Consider the following 18,604-nt stretch of genomic DNA (forward strand, 5'->3'; position numbering starts at 1 on the left):
ACTTATTTTTTTTCAGCTTGCCTGTGGACAAACTCACAAAATAATAGACTGCCCAGTCATTTCAACTGGTTTTTCAAGTTCCATCATTTCGAGCAATGTCGGTGCGAGATCACAGAGCTTCCCTTCTCCTGACAGTTGTGGATTTCCAACACCGCCCACGATACAAGGCACGCGATTGGTCGAATGTGCTGTCATAGGTTCGCCTGTTTCAGTTAACATTTCTTCTGCATTGCCATGATCGGCAGTGATGATGAAATTTCCACCAAGGGACTCTAACTTACTGACAATCTTACCTAAACACGTATCCACCGTTTCCACCGCTTTTATAGCCGCTGGAATGATCCCCGTATGTCCAACCATATCTGCATTTGCAAAGTTTAAAATGATCAGATCATATAAATCTTTATCCAGTTCCTCTAAGAGTCTTTCCGTTACTTCATAAGCTGACATTTCTGGCTTAAGATCGTAAGTCGCCACTTTAGGAGAGGCAATAAGTGCTCTATCTTCTCCTTCATTTGGCGCTTCAACGCCACCATTGAAGAAGAACGTCACATGTGCATATTTCTCAGTTTCGGCAATTCTAAGTTGCTTTTTACCAAGTTTCGCCATATATTGTCCAAGCGTATTGTCAATGGTCTGCGGTTTATAAGCCACTGAAACGTTTGGCATCATTTTATCATATTGAGTTAAACACACATAGGTCGTTTCAAAATAATCTCTTTTAAAACCATCAAAGTTTTCATCCACAATCGTTCTTGTGATTTCTCTAGCGCGATCTGGTCTAAAATTGAAAAAGATCACAGAATCATTTTCACCAACAGTTGCAACAGGTTTACCATCTTTAACAATCCTCGTTGGGATGATGAACTCATCTGTTACACCCGCTTCATACGAAGCTTCCATAAGTGAAACGGCGTCTTCTGCACTAGCACCTTCACCGCGAACAAGCATATTATATGATTTTTCAATACGCTCCCATCTCTGATCTCTATCCATAGAATAATATCGACCAGAAATCGATGCAATCACACCAAAGTTAATTTCAGCCATATAAGCTTCAAGAGCCTTAACATAATTAATGCCACTCGTAGGTGAAGTATCTCTACCGTCCATAAAACCATGTACATATATATTATCTAAGCCTTGATCTTTTGCAAGTTTTATAACGGCTTTTAAATGCTCAATATGACTGTGCACGCCACCATCTGAAAGCAGTCCCCAAGTGTGAAGTTTTGTGCCATTTGCCTTAGCCTTTTCTATAGCGAGCAACAATGCTTCATTTTCAAAGAAATCACCGTCTTTAATGGATTTAGTGATTCTCGTAAGCTCTTGATAAACCACACGGCCTGCGCCAATATTGAGATGGCCTACTTCAGAGTTACCCATTTGTCCCTCTGGTAAACCAACATCTAATCCGCTTGCGCCAATTAGTGTATGAGGGTATTTTTCAAGATACTGGTCATAATGAGGCGTATTTGCAAGAACGACCGCATTCCCAGTATCAGTTTCACTTTGTCCCCACCCATCCATTATAATGAGTGCTGTAGGTTTTTTCATAATTTACTCCTTAGAAATTTACAAGTTGAACGAAATCAGCCTCTAGAAGGCTAGCGCCACCAACAAGTGCGCCATCGATATCCGATTCATTCATAATTTCTTCTACATTAGCAGGTTTTACACTTCCGCCATATTGAATTCTAACTTCTTCAGATACAGCATCTGTATATAGGTCTTTAAGAACTTCTCTGATATATGCAATCACATCATTTGCATCTTGACTGCTAGCCGTTTTACCAGTTCCAATCGCCCAAATCGGCTCATATGCCACAACAATTGTAGGGACATCTTTAGCGTCAATGCCTTCAAATGCATTTACAATTTGAGTTTTACATACATCTTTTGTTTCGCCAGCTTCTCTTTGTTCTAAAGTTTCACCCACACAAACAACAGGTACAAGCCCTTTTGCAAGTGCTTTCTTAGTTTTTAGATTTACTGTTTGATCTGTTTCTCCATAGTATTGTCTTCTTTCAGAGTGACCGATGATCACATGTGTTACACCGATCTCAAGTAACATATCCGCAGTTACCTCTCCTGTGAAAGCGCCTTTATCTTCAAAGTGCATATTTTGAGCACCGATTTTGATATTTGAGCCTTTTGCAGCCTCAACCATGTTTTGAAGTAAAGTATAAGGTGCACAGATCAACACTTCTACGTCTGTATTTGCCACATCCGGTTTGATTGCCTCAACAAAGGCAACACCCTCTTTAATTGATTTATGCATTTTCCAGTTTCCTGCAATAATTGGTTTTCTCATGCTATGCCTCCTATTTTTCGTTTAGCGCGTCTATTCCAGGTAGTACCAATCCTTCTAAGAATTCGAGTGATGCACCGCCACCTGTTGAAATATGCGTCATTTTATCACCAAATCCTAAAATATTCACAGCAGCAGCACTATCGCCACCGCCAATGACAGTTGTCGCATCTGAATCAGCAAGTGCTTTTGCCACAGCAATCGTCCCTTTAGCGAAGTTTTCAAATTCAAATACGCCCATTGGACCATTCCAGACAACTGTTTTTGCTTTGGCTACTGCAGCCGCATAATTTTCAGCTGTTTTAGGACCAATATCAAGTCCCATATAATCTGCTGAAATATTTTCATCTTTTGTTACAATTGGTGCTGAATCCTTATTAAACTCAGCTGCCACAATGTGATCCACTGGTAATAATAATTCAACGCCTTTAGCTTTTGCATTTTCAAGCATTTGTTTTGCATAGTCTACTTTGTCTGCTTCGATTAAAGACTTACCCACTTCAAAACCTTGTGCTTTTAAGAAAGTATAAGCCATACCACCACCGATGACAAGCGTATCTACTTTTGTTAATAAGTTTTCAATGACTTTGATCTTGTCAGAAACTTTGGCACCACCAAGGATTGCACAGAAAGGTCTCTCAGGACTATCAACTGCTTCCCCTAAGAATTTAAGTTCTTTTTGAATTAAGTACCCACATACTGCAACTTCAACAAATTCGGTAACACCAACGGTTGAAGAATGCGCTCTATGCGCTGTGCCAAATGCATCATTGACATATATATCTGCGATAGAAGCTAAATCCTTTGAAAAAGCTTCGCCGTTTTTTGTTTCTTCTTTTCTAAATCTTGTATTTTCAAGGAGCATCACTTGACCTTCAGTTAATGATGCAGCTGCTGCTCTCGATTTTTCTCCAACTACTGCTTCTTCTGAATTGAAAATAACGGTTTGTCCCAACAATTCAGAAAGGCGGTCTGCTACAGGTTTTAAACTGAATTTGGATTCAAACGCTTTTGGTTTTCCAAGATGTGAACAGAGGATCAATTTTGCGCCATTCTTTACTAAGTATTCAAGAGTAGGCATAGCACCTAAAATTCTGCTTTCATCTGTGATTTTGCCCTCTTGAATAGGGACATTAAAATCACATCTGACCAAGACTTTTTTGCCTTTAACACTAATATCTTCTATGGTTTTCTTGTTATACATAACCTTGCGCCTCCAAGTTATATTTTATATTTCATAATGTTTCCCAAAGGGAACATATCTATTTGATCGATATATATAGTAAGCCCTGAAATAAAATTTCAGGGCTATTGTCTATTAGAACCGAATTATAATCCTTTTTGAACCATTAATGAAACTAGGTCTACAACTCTGTTTGAGTAACCCCACTCATTATCATACCAAGATAAAATTTTAATCATGTTATCACCCATAGTCATAGTTGATAAACCATCGATGATTGAACTTCTTGGATCTTGTCTGTAATCAATTGATACTAATGGCTCATCAGAGAATCCTAAAATACCTTTTAAAGACCCTTCAGCAGCCGCTTTAAGAGCAGCGTTAGCAGCTTCAGCTGTAACAGGTTTAGCCGTTTCAAATACGATATCTACAACTGATACTGTAGGTGTAGGTACTCTCATCGCCATACCGTTTACTTTTCCTTTAAGCTGTGGAAGTACCAAAGCAACAGCTTTTGCAGCTCCAGTTGTGGTTGGAATCATACTTTCAGCTGCTGCTCTAGCTCTTCTTAAATCTTTGTGAGGAGCATCAAGAATTTTTTGGTCATTTGTATAAGCATGAACTGTAGTCATTAAACCTTTAACAATGCCAAATTCTTCATCTATTACTTTAGCAAAAGGTGCTAGACAGTTAGTTGTGCATGAGGCATTTGAAACTATGTGATGTTTTGCAGGATCATAGTCACTGTCATTAACGCCTAAAACTATTGTAACATCTTCGTTTTTAGCAGGTGCAGAAATAATTACTTTTTTAGCACCAGCTTCAATATGTTTCGCTGCTTTAGTTGCATCAGTGAATAAACCAGTTGATTCAACAACAATGTCAACACCTAATGCTTTCCAAGGTAATGCACCTGGATCTCTTTCAGCAAAGATTTTGATTTCTTTACCATTTACGATTAAGCTACTGTCTTTTGCTTCAACAGTACCGTCAAACTTTCCAAATAATGTGTCATACTTTAACAAATGCGCTAATGTTTCTGCACTTGTTAAATCATTGATTGCAACGATTTCAAAACCTGGATTTTCTAAACCCATTGCTACTTTAAATGCATTTCTACCAATTCTACCAAAACCATTAATAGCTACTTTTACCATTTTTAAATCCTCCTTAAAGTTATAAAAGTTCGTTGATTTTCTTAGCTGTTTGTTCATCTGTGACAAGAACTAAGTTTGGATTGAGCTTGCTGATAGCAATTATAGATTCAGCCTTATCTATACCTCCAGCAACTGCTATTACATCCTTGAGAGCTTTAAATTTATCTAAATCAATACCGATAGTACTGATTTCGTGGACTATTTCACCGTCTTTATTGAAGTAATATCCAAATGATTCGGCCACGGCACCTTTTTCAAGAATACCTTCGATTTCATCGGCATCTAACACTCTACGCGTTGCCATGACATCTGCACGTCCAATACCAAAGAGCAAGACGTCAAGTTTGTCAATATACTCTAAAATACGCTTGATATTAGGTTCATTTTTCAATTCTTCAATGGTTGCCTTTGACAGGTTATCTTGTGTATAAAGCATCTGGTACTTTGCACCAAGCTTATTGGATAGTATTTCTGCAAGTGTGTTGGCTTGATATTCATTTTTATTCCCAAGACCACCTCTGGCAGGGACAACCATGATATCGTTATGGTCAAATTGCGTCCATTCCGCTTTATACCCAGTAATTACTTTTTCTATCGAAGAACCTCCTGTTAATCCAATAATACTTTTTGAATTAATGAGAGTGCTCAGATATTTTGCTGCTTCATAACCAATTTCATTGAGAGACACATGTGCATCATGAAGTCCAACAGAACCAACAATCACTTTTTTGATCTTCAATTTCTCTGAAATTTCAACCTCAAGCTCATTAATGCCGTTAACTTGATAAAAAATATCCGTCAACGATGCCAATACATCTTCACCTTTTTGGGTTATTCTCATGCCATCTGGATAATAATCTATTAAATGATTGTCTTTTAAGATATCACATTCTCTTCTGACAACACGTTCCGTATATCCCATCGTAGTCGATAAAATTCTTCTACCTATGGGCTGGTTAAACTTTACCGTATTTAAAAGGTTAAATCTCAACGGCAAAAGTTCATCCATTTCTGGAAAAGCATACTTTAAAACAAATATTAATTTTTCTCTATCAGAATTTTGTGTTTGTCCCATTTTATCACCAACCATCGGGATGCTATTCATCCTCTATTTTTTTCCGCGTCCCAGCTGTCATAAAAAAAAATGATCAATAAATCGGTGCTCAATTTTCCATTTCAACATTATCTTTTGTGTCCGACTTACATGTTAATTATAGCACCCCAAAAACAAAATACAAGGGTTTTTTGAAAAAAAGTGGACTTTTTTCATCCCCACTGGGTATTTTTTGTCCCTTTCGATTTTTCCCTTTGATTGACCACATTTGAGCCATCCCACGATGCCCCAAAATAATTTCTGCTGACACTGTTTGGGGTTGAACACCCCTCATCACATCTTTCGACTCAAGTCAACGATTAATTTGGCTCCCTTTAAAAAAGGGACTGTCGGGAAATAGATAGTTCCAGAAAAAAATTATAATCAAAAAGGAAATCCTCCTATCAGTGTCGAATAGACATTATAGGAGGATTTTTGTACGAAAAAAAGATGGTCTGACCACCATCTTAATCTCGTTGCACATAGTCTTGCAACATACGTACAAAATAATAAAAACATGCATAATTATTATAACGATTTTTTTGAATTAGGGCAACTACGAATAAATTATAATTTATACCAAATTGGTGTTCCATCAGATGATTCTGTACACATCGTAAAACGTGTTATGAAAGAACTGGATTTCTCCAGTTTGTTAAATCAGTACAGTAGGTTGGGACGAAAAGGTTACAATCCCATTATGTTATTTTCAATACTAGTCTATTCTGCGCTTAGAGGTGTAAGAGCAGTAGACCGAATTGTAGAACTCTGCACAAGAGACCTTGCCTACATTTGGCTTGCTCAAGGAGAAAGGCCACAGCGCGATGCTTTCTATGATTTCATCAATAACAAACTAACGAACGAGATTCTTAAGGACTTACATTATCAGTTCATAAGAAAACTAGAAAAAGAAGGCTTTGTGTCATTAAAAGCGCTGTTCATTGATGGAACAAAAATTGAAGCGAATGCCAATCGTTATACATTTGTTTGGCGCGGCAGTTTAAATTACCACCTTGTAGGATTACTAGATGCTATTGAGAATAGTTATAATGATTACAATACCCTAATTACAGAAAATGCTTACGATGTGAAGTACACACTTTCCACCATGAACATGTTCATAATTGAAGGTATGGAAAAAGTGCGTGAAGTCATCCAAAAGAACCGATTAAGAAAAGTTAACGACAAGAAAAAGTTATCCAATAATGCACTCATTGAGATTGATAACATGTCGCCACTAGAAATGCTTAAAATACAAGCGAAACTTATGGTGATTGCTAAAGGAGAAGGCATTGCATTCGTTGATGGAAAAGGCCAACGGAAAAGCGATCTTCAAAAGCTATACGAAAGATTTGAAGTCTTTGGTGAGCGACTGATGAGATATAAAACATCATTTAAAATCATGAGATCAGATAGAAATAGTTATTCTAAAACAGACTTGGAAGCAACCTTTATGAGGATGAAAGATGATCATATGATGAATGGTCAACTCAAACCGGCTTACAATGTACAGATTGCAGTTGAAAACTACTTTGTGGTGCATAGTTATGTGAGTGCAGATCGCACAGATTACAATCCTTTGATACCCGTACTTGAGATGCATCAAGAACATCTTGGCCACTATCCGAACGAAGTGACGGCAGACAGCGGTTATAGTAGTGAAAAGAACTTGCTTTTTCTTCAGCAAAAAGGGATTGAGAGTTTTATCAAACTCCAAGAACATGAAAGGATGAAAAAGCGTGCTTACAAAGGTGGTATTGGTAAGTATAGAAATATGACGAAAGTAGACTCAGGTTATCTTTGCGCAAATAATCGCTTGATTACATTTGATAAAACACAGGTCAGCCACTCGAAAGGCTATACGCAAACACATCAAGTTTACTCTTGCAAAGATTGCAGTAATTGTGAACTAAAGCCAAAATGTTTATACAAATACGATGAAAACAAGCACCGTGCTAAAAACAAAGTGATAAAAGTCAATGAATGCTGGGACGGTTTAAAAGAAAAATCATACAATAATATACACAGTGACAAGGGCATTCTAAACAGACAAATTCGTTCTATTCAAACGGAAGGTTTCTTTGGAGATATGAAAGCAAACGATAACTTTAGACAGTTTAACCATCGTTCACAAGATAAGGTACTAAAAGAATTTATGCTATTCGCTTTTGGTAAAAACATAGACAAATATCATAAGTTTTTAATGGGTAAAATCAAAAGATTTGAAGGAAAAATTGACCAAGCAGCATAATTTTAATTATGACAATCGTCTCTGGATCAAACCTGTTTTTGTTATGCTCAAAAATCAGGCATAAGTGAGATAAAAACAAAATCCAGATAAAAAAATGCTAGAAAGGACTCAACGTAAGCCTCATTTCTAGCATTTCTTCATGTTTATTGTTTTTCAGAGGTCAATTAGGTATTTTCCCGATTGCCCCTTGATTTCATTAAAACCTTTTCCGTTTTGAAGAAGGCGGAATATTCAATTCATCTCTATATTTTGCAACAGTTCTCCTTGAAATATTAATCCCTTTGCGATTGAGTTCGTCTGTCAAGTATTGGTCACTTAATGGTTTCTTAGAATTTTCACCATCAATCATTTCCTTAATAACAATTTTCACACTTTCTGAAGAAACACCCTCACCACTTGCACCTTTGACACCACTTTGGAAAAAATACTTGATTTCAAAGAGTCCATTTGGGCATTGAATGTATTTACCATTAACCGCCCTGCTCACTGTGGACTCATGTACTTCTACCTCATCAGCGATATCTTTTAAGTTCAGAGGTTTCAAATACAATAATCCCTTTTCAAAAAATTCATATTGATACTCTATAATGGCCTTACAAACCTTATAAATGGTGTTTCGTCTTTGCTCTATACTCTTTATAATTCGAAGTGCCGCCTGTAGATTTTTATTGAGGTAGTCACTGGTGAGCTCGTCTCTATTCACATTTTTAAGCATAGCTTTATAAAATCCATTAATCTGAAGTCTCGGATTTGCGGCCTCATTAACCGCAATAACGTATTCACCTTTTACCTTTTCAACGTAAACATCTGGCACAATATACCTTACATCTCTCATGGAAGCAAACAATCGACCGGGCTTTGGTTCAAGCGTTTTAATATAGTCATAAGCAAGTTGGACGCGTTCAACTGTCTCGTTGATTTTTTTGGCGATTTGGGCAAATCTCTTCTGTCCTAAATCCTCGATATAATCTTTAACCAATATTTCTTCAATACTATCCTCAAAACCTTGTTGATACATCTGTATGAGCAAGCATTCCTTTAAGTCTCTTGCACCAACACCTGGCGGATCAAAAGATTGAATCAATCGTATCAGCGTTTCCAATTCATCTAATGAGAGCTTGAAAAACTCAGCCGTCTCTTCCATATTTATTTCTAAATAACCATTATCGTTGATACTTTCAATTATAAATTCACCAATATTATAAAAACGCTTCTCTAATTTTGCAAATTTTAACTGCATCAAAAGATAATCTTTTAAAGTCTCTTCAGCAGCAACAAAATTATCATAACTGAATTCTTGATCAAAATCATAACTGACATTGCCCATAGGTCTGGCGTCTTCAAAATAATTGATCATTTCTTCCCAATCAATTTCTTTCTTGATGCCTTTATCCAAATCATATTCATAATCGGGCTCTGCTTCTACATCATTATCAACTTTAAGTGGTTGTGTTTCCTCTTGATCTGTTGCAGCATTGGAGAGCTTCTCCAAAATTGGGTTGTTAAGAAGTTCTTCTTCAATGAATTCATTTAGTTCTTGTGCATTGTATTGTAGAATTTCAATCGCTTGTTTCAGCTCTGGCGTCATAATTAACTTTTGTGTTTGAACTAAATTTAAATTAAAATTCATCTTCATATTAATTTCACCCATTCTTTGTTATTTCACTAGAAATATTGTCAAATATTGTGAGTTCTACGTTCCTCTCTAAAACACTTCTTTATTATAGCAAATTTGCTGCCACTTTTGAACACAAAATGTACAAGTCTTTTATCTCAAAATGAAAGAAAAAAAGATATCAGCTTCAAGCTCATACCTTTTTTAATCTTTATCCATTATAAATTTGGATCAGTTCCATGAGATCTTCTTTAGAAATCGGTTTTGAAAAATAATACCCCTGATAGTAATCGCAATGTCTTTCTTTAAGCCAATTAAACTGTGCTTCATTCTCAACCCCTTCTGCAACCACTTTAATATTGGAGCGATGTGAAAAATCAATCATCATCTCAATCAAGTTTTCATACTTTTCATCCACAAAAATCTGATCGATAAATTTTTTATCAATTTTGATAACCGCTATGGGCATAATGCCAATGTGGCTCAATGAAGAATAACCTGTTCCAAAATCATCTAGATGAATTTCCACCCCTCCATTGGATAAAGTTGTTAGCGTCCTAATGACGTCTTCATAACTTTCAGAGATGGCGCTCTCAGTAACTTCAATTTGAATGTTGGAATGCTCAATCCCATTTTCTTCAAATGTCTGAAATACTTTTCCCGAGTATTGAGGATTGAGAATTTCAAGTATAGAGGCATTTATAGCAATCGGAATACAATTCAAATGCCTAGCTTCAACAGTCTTGATCATATCACAAACAGATTGCATCACGAATTCACCGATTTCAGCAACCACACCATTCATTTCCGCAAGTGGAATAAATGTATACGGTTCTATTTCACCGTTTTCTGGATGATGCCATCTGATCAACGCTTCTGCACTCTTTAGTTGACTATTTTGATCAAATTTAGGCTGATATACCACATAAAATTCTGCATTGGCAATCGCTTTCTTCAAATTTGTAACCAAATAAGAGGTTGCTTGAAGCTGCTCGTAATAGCTATTCTTAAACCAAACGATTTTGCTATCCCCACTGAGATGTCCCGACATCAATAGAGCAGATTCTGCATATTCTACCCATACCTCTGGTTCTATCGTGTCTCTATTTAGATGAACTGCACCCACTTCAAGACTAAGAGAAAATCCCATAGAATTGATGAGTTCATTCTTTAAAAAAATCTCATAGAGCCTATTGAATATTTTATCTATATCCGCTTCTGAGATATCCATTGTAATGAGTACGGCATATAACCCACTTCCCAAACTATAGAGTTCGTTCGTGGAATAGGGTTCAAAATACTGATGAATTTCAGCACCTATTATGAAATGAAGCATCTCAAAAATCGTATTTCCAAGTGTATAATTTAACTTTCCTCGATCTTTTACTGCTAATAACAGCAAGATCTTTGAATTGTTCTTTTGACGCTCTCTGAGCCTTTGATAAAGGTGTTCTTTGTTACTAAAACCCGTTTGACTTTCATGAAATGCTAAAAATTCAACTTTTTCCTGATAGCGTTTAAGTTCATCATAATTGGATTTAAGGGTTTCTTCTGAAGCTAACATCTCTTCATATAATGCTTGAATTTCTATTTTTTGTTCTAATAATTCTGATTTTTGTCTACTTAGAGAGTCAATCAAATCAATCTCGTCGAGTTCACGTTTAACCATAAAAAAAAGCGCAGATACCGTAAAAGCACCCAACAGCAAAACAGATATATAGTGTTCTATTGCTGGCAAAGGACTAATGTGCCCATCGAGAACAAAACTTCCCACAAGAATCGTGCATAAAATAGAGGCACTTGATAGAAAAAAATATGACATGACATGCTCATTAATTTTATATTTTTCAATGAAAACTTTTCCACATTTAAAAAAGATGATGTTCACACCAAACAAAATCAAATTCGGCAAAGCATCAATCCCATATACCATATATTTGAAGATTGATATGATAAAGGCTATGATGACTCCTGGCGTTATACCCCAAAAATAAGTTGCCAATCCTGTTAAGAAAAATCTGCCATCCGGAATATCTCTATATCCAAATCGATCCATAGCGTAAATCTGAAAACACGCAATCAAGGCAATTAAAAAGCCAATATAGTAGACTTGGCTTTTAAAAGCAATGCGCCTATTTAAAATAACGATCACATAGTAGGTTAAGAGAAATATCAATCCATAACTCATTAGCAATTTCAAAATAAATTCGATGTAATCTGTCATCACTGTCTCCAATACACTATTAGAAAAATTTAAAATACTGGTTTAAATATACCCATTCTCAGTGGAAAATATTCACAAAATAAAAAAGTGTTTTAACCCTACTGCTTTCGAAAAACAGCAAGATTCAAAACACTTTTCTATAATGTAATCTAAAGTTTATCTATGACCTTTTTCATATGCAGTACCAACAGCCTTTGGCGCAACTGCTCTACCAATAAAGCCAGACAAGACAATAATGGTAGCTACATAAGGTAACATTTGTAGAAATTCTGATGGTACAAAGTCAAAGCCAAGCGTAGAAGCCTGAATTTGAAGCGCTTCGCAGAAACCAAAGAACAGACTGGCAAACATTGCACCTACAGGATGCCATTTTCCAAAGATCATGGCAGCAAGTGCAATAAAACCTTTCCCAGACGTCATCCCCTCTCTAAAAAGGCTAATCGTACCAAGAGACATGGAAGCACCAGATATCCCTGCCATCATGCCAGAAATACCTACGCATATATATCTGATTTTATAGACATTGATGCCCACTGTATCTGCAGCTCTTGGATGTTCGCCAACCGCTCTAATTCTCAGACCAAACGGCGTCTTATACAGCACGTAATAAGAGACTGCCACTGCAACAAATGCCAGATAGACAAATGGCGTCATGCCACTAAACAACTTTCCTATAAGAGGTATATTCTCTAAAAAGTGAAATGGATTTGTAGTCAGTGCTCTTTCCACAGAATCTGTCTGTCCTGATCTCTTCCAAACAAGTTCTAGTAAAAATGCCGTAATGCTCGTTGCAAACAAGTTGATCGCCGTACCGACAACAACTTGATTCCCTTTCAAATGTATCGAAAGCACTGCCAATATCATTGAAGTCAAAATACCAGCAACCATTGCCGCAAGTACACCAAGCCAAGGCATATTCGTAAATTCAGTCACTAGGATCGCAAAGAATGCGCCCATGATCATCATACCTTCTAGTGCGATGTTCGTAATACCTGATCGCTCAGTGAAAACACCGCCAAGCGCTGAAAATATCAAAGGTGTTGCAAGTCTCAACGCAGATGCAAGTAAAGCAATAAATACAACCATTATTTTTGCACCTCCTGAGTTTTATTTTTGAAAAATTTCTTTTTGATATCTGGCAAATATTTCGCAACTTGTTCCGCTGCTATGAAGAGTATAATAATCGCTTGAATGATGCCAACAACTTCTTTTGGGATACCTGCCATTTGCATTTTCCGCTCTCCATTTGCCAAAACGCCAAATAATAGAGCACTCGCCAAAATACCTATAGGATGGTTTTGCCCCACAAGTGCAACAGCAATTCCACTGAAGCCGTAACCCGGCATGCCTGCCGCTTGATCCACCTTATAACTTAAACCTGCCACTGTAACCGCTCCAGCAAGACCAGCTATAGCACCTGAAATAACCATTGCAAGCGTTATATTTTTCGCGATACTTATACCACCATATTCTGAAGCATATGGATTATGTCCCACTGAACGCACTTCATACCCCAGTGTCGTTTTGAAAAGTACAAACCATATGACAATTGCAGTAATCACAGCTATTAAAAATCCAATATTTACAGATGAATAGCCAAAAGCTGGCATAATTTTAGAAAGATGAAGTAATCGACCGTGTTCTGGCAACATAACCGTACTCGCTTTTTTTTCCGTTCCCAAAAGCACGGATGGATTTAAAACAGTTCGAACGATATAGTTCGAGAGATAAAGTGCAGTATAATTCAACATAATAGCGACAATAACTTCATGTACGCCTCTTTTAGCTTTGAGAATACCCGGTATAAAGGCCCATAGTGCACCTCCCAATATACCTGAAAGCAATAACAAAATAATCAACAATCCACCTGGCAGGTCTCTAAAAATCCAGCCTGCACCTACTGTGAAAATAGCGCCCATGATATATTGCCCTTCAATACCGATATTGAATAGGCCACATCTAAAGGCAAAAGCAAATGCTACCCCAGTAAAGATCAAAGGTGTTGTCTTTAACAGACTTTCTCCAAATCGGCCAAAATTGCCAAGGCTTCCTGAGAACAATTCACGATATGCAACCAAAGGGCTATGTCCAGTCCACACGATAAACAAAGCGCCTACGATAAATGAAAATAAAATTGCAAGCAATGGAAACTTGAGATTGTCCATAACTACTTGTAGTAAATTTTTCTTCTTGTTTTGCATTTTATCACCCCTAATTTGAGTCAAATAAACACAATCCGACTCAATCTATTTATTCACTTTACCACCAGCCATCATAATACCTAGTTCTTTTTCATTCGCAGTAGCACCATCGACAATTCCTACGATTTGACCGTCATAAATGACGCCAATGCGATCAGCTAGTGCTAAAACTTCATCAAGTTCCAAGGACACCAGCAAAACAGCTCTTCCCATGTCTCGTTGTTCTACTAACTTCTTATGAATAAACTCAATTGCACCAACATCAACCCCTCTTGTAGGTTGCGCTGCAATAATGAGCTCTGGATGCCTGTTAAGCTCTCTCGCCACAATAAATTTCTGCTGATTCCCACCTGAGAGTGACTTAGCAGCAACATTCTCGCTTGGTGTTCTCACATCATACTCTTCAATAAGGTTTTGACTGTATTCATGAATATAATCGTAATTGAGTATACCATTTTTGCTAAAAGGTTTGTCTTTATGATTGCCTAAGCAACCATTTTCAGCAAGAGAATGTTCAAGAACCAAGCCTCTTTTATGTCTATCCTCCGGTATATGAGCCATACCACTATCAATAATTTTTTTACTAGATACCTTTTGAAGTTCCTTTCCATTTATAGAAAAGGTCCCTTTAACGGACTTTCTAAGACCGGTGAGTACTTCGACGAGTTCTGTCTGCCCATTGCCATCTACGCCAGCAATCGCAAATATTTCACCCGATTTAACTCCAAAAGAGATTTCTTTAAGCGCTTTTGAACCTCTATTATTCATTGCTTCTATGCCGTGAACTTCTAAAACAGTTTTACCCGCTTTATGATCTGCTTTATCAACTTTTAAGTTTACTTTACGTCCTACCATGAGCTCAGCAAGCTCATCAATATTAGTGTTTTCTTTTTTAAGGGTTTCAATGACTTTACCTCGACGCACTACCGTCACACGATCACTCATTGCCATAACCTCTTTGAGTTTATGGGTGATGAGAATGATCGATTTGCCTTGACCTACTAATTTTTTTAATATCATGCCGAGTTCTTCAATTTCCTGCGGTGTTAAAACGGCTGTTGGTTCATCTAAAATTAAAATTTCAGCCCCTCTGTAAAGGGTTTTCAAAATCTCTACTCTCTGCTGCATGCCTACGGTAATGTTTTCAATTTTGGCATTTGGATCAACTGCTAATCCATACAATTCTGATATTTCTTTAACTTTTTTTGAGGCAGTTTCCATATCGAGTTGAATATTATGAGGTCCTTTAGAAGTCTCTGCACCCAAAATGATATTTTCAGTAACTGTGAATGGCTCAACTAACATAAAATGTTGATGTACCATTCCAATTCCAAGTTTAATTGCAATGTTAGGATCTTTGATGTTTACGAGTTGCCCATTGACGAAAATTTCGCCTGATGTTTGCTCATACAAGCCATAAAGAATATTCATCAATGTGGTTTTACCTGCACCATTTTCACCTAATAATACGTGAATCTCACCTTTTTCAAGTTCAAAATTCACATTGTCATTTGCAACCACACCAGGAAAGATCTTGGTTATGTTTTTCATTTCGACAACTTTTGCCATCTTATTCCCTCCAATGATGTTTATAAAAGCAAGATCAAAGTGTATACTCAGTCCGCTTCGCTACCTTCGTAACCCTTTCACAATCCTATCGGATTGCATTCAGCGTGAGTTTGAACTCCCTCTGAATTAGGAATATCCCCCCCACTTTAAGAAGTGCGAGCTATCTCCCAAAGGGTTATATTAAGAAAGAGTCAGATGTCGGGGACACCTGACTCTTAACAATTTAATCACATACTATTATAATGATGGTGCTTCAAAAGCATTAAATTCTGCTTCTGTTGCAGGAACTACAAATGTACCTGCTTTGATAGCTTCAAGATATTTATCAGCAGCTGCTTTTAAATCATCCGTTAAGTTACCTGCTTTATCGCTGTAACCAACGCCATTATTTTTAGAGTCAAATAACAATGTTCCACCTTGGAAATTACCATCAACGACTGACTTAGCAACTGAAAGAACACCAACGTCAACACGTTTAATCATAGAACACAATACATTTTCTGGAGCCATATGCGATTGATCTTGGTCAACGCCAATTGCCCAGAATTTTTCTTCTTTAGCCGCTTCAATTAAACCAGCACCAACGCCGCCTGCAGCATGGAATATAATATCTGCGCCAGCTTGATGTTGAACTAAAGCAATTTCTTTACCTTTTGCAGCATCATCAAATGAATCTGCATAGTTTACGATAACTTCAGCATCAGGGTTTACAGCTTTAACGCCAGCTCTAAAACCGTATTCAAATTTTTCGATTAATGGGAATTTCATACCGCCAATGAAACCAATTTTATTCGTTTCAGTTTTAAGGCCAGCAATAACGCCTACTAAGAAAGACCCTTCATTTTCAGCAAAGACGATTTCTGCAACGTTTGGTTTCTCTAAACCAGAAGAATCAACAATTGCAAATTTTTGATCTGGGAATTGATCCGCAGCAGCTTTCATTGCTTCAACAAACAAGAAACCAACACCATAGATGATATCTGTTTTCTCTTCAGCAAATGACACTAAGTTCGGCGAATAATCATCAGCACTTTGAGATTCAAGAACTTGTCTTTTAATACCAAACTGTTTTTCAGCTTCTTCAAGACCTAACCAAGCTGAATCATTGAAAGATTGATCACCAAGTCCACCTGTATCTGTGATCATACCCATAACCAATTCACTCTTTGGTTCAGCTGCTGGCTCTGCTGCTGGCTCCGCAGCTGGTTCTGCCGCTGGTTCTGCTGCAGCCGGTTCTGCTGCTGGTGCTGGTTCTGCCGCTGGTTCTGGTTTAGATGCACATCCTGCTAACATCATTCCAACAAGCATTACTACCATCATTAGTGATATAACTCTTTTACTCATTAATAAATCCTCCTCTTATTAATATAGACTTTTGCCCGAATTATACTAATTCTACACAAAGTGAAAAATTCCTCTTTTTTATTTGTTTTTTTATAAAAAAAGTTTGGAATTTTTACGCCACTAATCCCCCTTGGATGTGATTATTAGGTATGTAATTACATTGAATTAACATAATCCTTAAACCTTACCTAATAATTATATCCAATTTACCTATCAATAATCACTATATTATTTTTATAAACTTTATTTCGAAAAACAGCCATTGTTTGATTTTTTTCACAATTGCTTTGTATAATTCTCATAAACTTTTATCATCAGGTTTCAGATCTACAAGTGCTTTAAGATATTTTCCACAATTACCTGTCTATTGGCAGAATCTTTTGTGCATTCAGCTATTCTTTGACCATCTTTATAGAAAACAACCGTTGGAATTCCAAGTACGCGTTGACTGATTGCCAACTTTCGCTCTGCTGTTGTATTCAACTTGCCAAAGTGCGCTTTGCCATCAAATTCAGTGGCAATTTGTTCAAATTCAGGCATCAATGCTTTACATGGTTCACAACCATCACCAAAGAAGTCCACAATTACAAGCCCACTTTTATTCATTACTTCCTCTTGAAAATTTGCTTTATTTAATTCAATCATGCCATGCCTCCTATTCACCGAAGTGTTCATCTACATATTTTTCTGCTTGAACTGCTGCAATAGCGCCATCTGCAGTAGCAGTTACAACCTGTCTCAATGACTTAACACGTATATCTCCCGCGGCAAATACGCCAGGGATGTTAGTTTTCATATTCTCATCTGTTTGAATATAACCGAGTTCGTTCAATTCAATCATGTCTTTAACAAGATGCGTTTCAGGAAGATATCCTGCAAAGATAAAAATGCCCATGATGCCATCATTTTCATCTGCCATAATCGTTTTGACTTCACCTGTTTTAAAATTTTCAAGCACAAAACCTTGGACGAGACCATCACCCAAAATTTCTTTGATGCCAGAATCATAAATAAATGCCATTTTAGGATTCTTCAAGGCCTTTTCAACAATAGATTTTGCCGCTCTAAAAGTATCTCTTCTATGAATAACCGTAACTTTACGTGCAAATTTAGTGATAAATATACCCTCTTCAAGAGCTGTATCCCCACCACCTACTACATAAACTTCAAGATCAGTGAAGAAATCTGCATCGCAAGTTGCACAGTAAGATACCCCTTTGCCCGTGAGTTCAATTTCGTTTGGAACGCCAAGTTTTCTTGGGACAGCTCCCATGCATAGAATAATCGATTTTGCTTCATATAAGCCTTTGTCAGTGTATACTTTTTTAATATCGTTTTGAAGATCCAGTCTTTCCACAGTTGCTTTCAGTCTTTCAGTGCCAAATGCATCGCACTGTTCCACCATTCTGGCAACTAACTCAGTTCCCGTGACTTCAGGCATTGCTCCCGGATAGTTTGCAACTTCATCCGTGCCTGTGATCTGACCACCATTTTTATCTTTTTCAATGATCAGAGTATTCATTTTTGCTCTTGCTGCATAGAGTCCAGAAGAAAGACCTGCAGGACCTGCACCAATTATGATTACATCATATAACATTTTATTGCCTCCTTAAGAGATAACATCTCCTCTTTTACTATACACCAAAAGAAAAAAAC

At 37.1% G+C, this 18,604-nt stretch carries 14 protein-coding genes; 1 reads left to right on the forward strand and 13 read right to left on the reverse strand.

All coding sequences use genetic code 11. The annotated features are described in order from the left end of the window. Positions 1–33: 33 nt before the first annotated feature. The 5 genes from gpmI to ISU02_RS12940 form a co-directional block, all read right to left on the reverse strand. On the reverse strand, positions 34–1,560 hold the full coding sequence (gpmI, locus tag ISU02_RS12920; protein ID WP_323985046.1) for a 2,3-bisphosphoglycerate-independent phosphoglycerate mutase: 1,527 nt from the start codon (positions 1,558–1,560) through the stop codon (positions 34–36). A 7-nt stretch (positions 1,561–1,567) separates the two neighbouring features. Beyond that, positions 1,568–2,314 carry a triose-phosphate isomerase gene (gene tpiA / locus ISU02_RS12925; RefSeq protein ID WP_194702250.1) on the reverse strand — a complete coding sequence of 249 codons (747 nt, stop codon included), beginning with the start codon at positions 2,312–2,314 and terminating at the stop codon, positions 1,568–1,570. A gap of 10 nt (positions 2,315–2,324) precedes the next feature. After that, entirely contained in the window at positions 2,325–3,515 is a 1,191-nt protein-coding gene (locus ISU02_RS12930) for a phosphoglycerate kinase (RefSeq protein ID WP_194702251.1), read from the reverse strand. Between the two features lie 125 nt (positions 3,516–3,640). Continuing rightward, positions 3,641–4,651: a type I glyceraldehyde-3-phosphate dehydrogenase gene (gene gap, locus ISU02_RS12935; protein ID WP_194702252.1), complete on the reverse strand. Its 1,011-nt coding sequence runs from the start codon at positions 4,649–4,651 to the stop codon at positions 3,641–3,643. 19 nt (positions 4,652–4,670) lie between these two features. Further along, entirely contained in the window at positions 4,671–5,756 is a 1,086-nt protein-coding gene (locus ISU02_RS12940) for a sugar-binding transcriptional regulator (RefSeq protein WP_194702253.1), read from the reverse strand. A gap of 505 nt (positions 5,757–6,261) precedes the next feature. Between ISU02_RS12940 and ISU02_RS12945 the strand changes: the two genes are divergently transcribed. Next, on the forward strand, positions 6,262–7,995 hold the full coding sequence (locus ISU02_RS12945) for an IS1182 family transposase (protein WP_194702254.1): 1,734 nt from the start codon (positions 6,262–6,264) through the stop codon (positions 7,993–7,995). A gap of 196 nt (positions 7,996–8,191) precedes the next feature. Here the strand turns inward: ISU02_RS12945 and rpoN are convergent, their stop codons facing one another. The 8 genes from rpoN to trxB all read right to left on the reverse strand — a co-directional run bounded on the left by rpoN (position 8,192) and on the right by trxB (position 18,545). Further along, entirely contained in the window at positions 8,192–9,631 is a 1,440-nt protein-coding gene (rpoN, locus tag ISU02_RS12950; RefSeq protein WP_194702255.1) for an RNA polymerase factor sigma-54, read from the reverse strand. 190 nt (positions 9,632–9,821) lie between these two features. Beyond that, positions 9,822–11,834 carry an EAL domain-containing protein gene (locus tag ISU02_RS12955; protein ID WP_194702256.1) on the reverse strand — a complete coding sequence of 671 codons (2,013 nt, stop codon included), beginning with the start codon at positions 11,832–11,834 and terminating at the stop codon, positions 9,822–9,824. Between the two features lie 156 nt (positions 11,835–11,990). Next, positions 11,991–12,920: an ABC transporter permease gene (locus tag ISU02_RS12960; protein ID WP_194702257.1), complete on the reverse strand. Its 930-nt coding sequence runs from the start codon at positions 12,918–12,920 to the stop codon at positions 11,991–11,993. After that, a complete protein-coding gene (locus ISU02_RS12965) occupies positions 12,920–14,035 on the reverse strand; it encodes an ABC transporter permease (protein WP_194702258.1) in 1,116 nt (371 codons plus the stop codon). Before ISU02_RS12965 ends, ISU02_RS12960 begins: the two co-directional genes overlap by 1 nt. A 45-nt stretch (positions 14,036–14,080) precedes the next feature. Next, positions 14,081–15,604, reverse strand: a complete 1,524-nt coding sequence (locus ISU02_RS12970; RefSeq protein ID WP_194702259.1) for an ABC transporter ATP-binding protein — start codon at positions 15,602–15,604, stop codon at positions 14,081–14,083. Positions 15,605–15,841: 237 nt separating this feature from the next. After that, positions 15,842–16,948 carry a BMP family lipoprotein gene (locus ISU02_RS12975; RefSeq protein WP_194702260.1) on the reverse strand — a complete coding sequence of 369 codons (1,107 nt, stop codon included), beginning with the start codon at positions 16,946–16,948 and terminating at the stop codon, positions 15,842–15,844. 327 nt (positions 16,949–17,275) lie between these two features. Continuing rightward, positions 17,276–17,593 carry a thioredoxin family protein gene (locus ISU02_RS12980; RefSeq protein ID WP_194702261.1) on the reverse strand — a complete coding sequence of 106 codons (318 nt, stop codon included), beginning with the start codon at positions 17,591–17,593 and terminating at the stop codon, positions 17,276–17,278. A gap of 10 nt (positions 17,594–17,603) precedes the next feature. Further along, positions 17,604–18,545 (reverse strand): thioredoxin-disulfide reductase, encoded by a 942-nt coding sequence (gene trxB, locus ISU02_RS12985; protein ID WP_194702262.1) that lies wholly within the window; start codon positions 18,543–18,545, stop codon positions 17,604–17,606. Positions 18,546–18,604 lie beyond the last annotated feature (59 nt).

This window comes from Fusibacter ferrireducens (assembly GCF_015352425.1).
In the GTDB taxonomy this organism is placed as follows: domain Bacteria; phylum Bacillota; class Clostridia; order Peptostreptococcales; family Acidaminobacteraceae; genus Fusibacter_A; species Fusibacter_A ferrireducens.